The following is a 1,553-nucleotide window of genomic DNA, read 5'->3' as shown; positions in this document are numbered from 1 at the left end:
AGAAGGCTGAAGGCTGAAGGCTGAAGGCTGAAGATTGAAGGCTGAAGGCAGAAGATTGAAGGCTGAAGGTAGAAGGTGGTAAAATAAGGTTGGGGACTGGAGGTGTAAGGCTGCAAATCTTTTGAACTGTTTTGCAAGATCAGTTTTTTGTCTTTGCCTTTCAGTTTAAGCTTGCTATGTGGTTTTGATTGATATATATAAAGATTCATTCAGAATATGACGGTCTTGTATTTGACTATTTGAATCAGGCCAGTCTTGGGATTAAAATTTTTTCTATCACCGGAGCTCAATTGGAGCAAAATAATTAAAGGAGGTCGTTGTAAATGTCACAGGAGAAGATAAAGCCGGTAGGAGGAGACAACCTAAACGCGAACAGCACCTTTTCTGCTGACGAGGTTGGTGGCACAAAAGGGGATATGGGCAAGGTAGGGATTGTTATATCAGTCCTGGCAGTTGTCCTTCTGGTTATCTTTTATTACACCGTCAACCAGAATATGGGTGAACTCAAGCAAGAGATTGGTCTCATAACTGAAACCAGAGAGATGGTTCAGGAACTTGACACCAAAATGGGGCAGGAGTTGGGAGAAATGGATGCTCGCATTGCTGAACTGGAAAACCTGCCTGAAGTAGTCAGGGGCATGGTTCTGGGCGGAATGCTTGAAGAAATGTCTCAAAAGGCTGGTTACATCAGCGGTCATGTTTCAGCAGAACAAAGAGTCCAGCTGGAGCAGGCTCAAGAGATTTTAAGGCAGGTACAAAGCGAACTTACTGCTGATTAAATCTGACTAATATACGTTTTTAAAAAAGCCCGAACCAACAGGTTCGGGCTTTTTTTTTGTATTTATCTGGTAACTAATGCGTGCTGTGCGCACAACCCAAATTAAACAAGAATTGTTTAGTTGGGGCGATAACCGTACTTTTCAGACTGTAGGCTGAAGGCTGAAGAATAAGATTCCTGGACGTTATTGCTCTTTCAGGGTTAAAAAAACTTTCATGTTATTTTCTACAGGATATTGTTCCGCTGGCGATCTGCCCTCAGAAAAGCTGTCTGCACCTGCAGTACGGCATTCTGCTTCGTGGCCAGGCAATGGCATCCATTCCTCCTGGGAGGTCGCCAAGAGGAAAATATGCAGCCTGACTTACAGGCTGCCTTTACGTCGAGCGAAACTACTCACCCGGGCCGCCCGTGACCGAACGTGTGAGTAACTATCTTTAAAGTGGAGCCTGCATCCTGCAGGCTATTTAATTCCAGGCGGCTGGAAGCCGCCTCCACGTTGAAGAACAGTCCCATATTTGGAAATTGGGACAGTCCCCGCGATGTACTATAAAAAAGATTGATGCTGCATTGGTTCCTGGAAGATATTTGCTTTAATGATAAAATTTACACAGCGAGGGACAGTCCCTTTGCCAGGCGCAAAGTTCCCATCTTTGACGGAAATTTTCTGGCAAAAGTGCATGAATCATAAGCAAGAATCATGAAAATGTGAAAACTGTAAACATCTGATTTTATGAGTAAAACGATTGTAGTTGCTTAGAAGCTTTTCACCCGGGCG

The 1,553-nt window shown here is 44.0% G+C and carries 2 protein-coding genes; one reads left to right on the top strand and one right to left on the bottom strand.

What is annotated here, in order from left to right; translation table 11 throughout:
* Positions 1 to 323: 323 nt before the first annotated feature.
* Positions 324 to 779 (top strand): hypothetical protein, encoded by a 456-nt coding sequence (locus LZ23_RS19660; protein WP_052507547.1) that lies wholly within the window; start codon positions 324 to 326, stop codon positions 777 to 779.
* A gap of 183 nt (positions 780 to 962) precedes the next feature.
* Here the strand turns inward: LZ23_RS19660 and LZ23_RS25405 are convergent, their stop codons facing one another.
* Complete coding sequence (locus tag LZ23_RS25405; RefSeq protein WP_269745200.1) at positions 963 to 1,094, bottom strand: hypothetical protein; 132 nt, start codon at positions 1,092 to 1,094, stop codon at positions 963 to 965.
* Between the last annotated feature and the right edge of the window lie 459 nt (positions 1,095 to 1,553).

This window comes from Desulfonatronovibrio magnus (assembly GCF_000934755.1).
GTDB lineage: Bacteria > Desulfobacterota > Desulfovibrionia > Desulfovibrionales > Desulfonatronovibrionaceae > Desulfonatronovibrio > Desulfonatronovibrio magnus.
Note: the sequence above shows the minus strand (reverse complement) of the source record. Positions and strands in the feature narration are given on the sequence as shown.

Excerpts from the sequence above, each read along its gene's own strand:
- LZ23_RS19660 (WP_052507547.1), top strand. The coding sequence starts at position 324 with ATGTCACAGGAGAAGATAAAGCCGGTAGGAGGAGACAACCTAAACGCG.
- LZ23_RS25405 (WP_269745200.1), bottom strand. The coding sequence starts at position 1,094 with ATGCCATTGCCTGGCCACGAAGCAGAATGCCGTACTGCAGGTGCAGAC.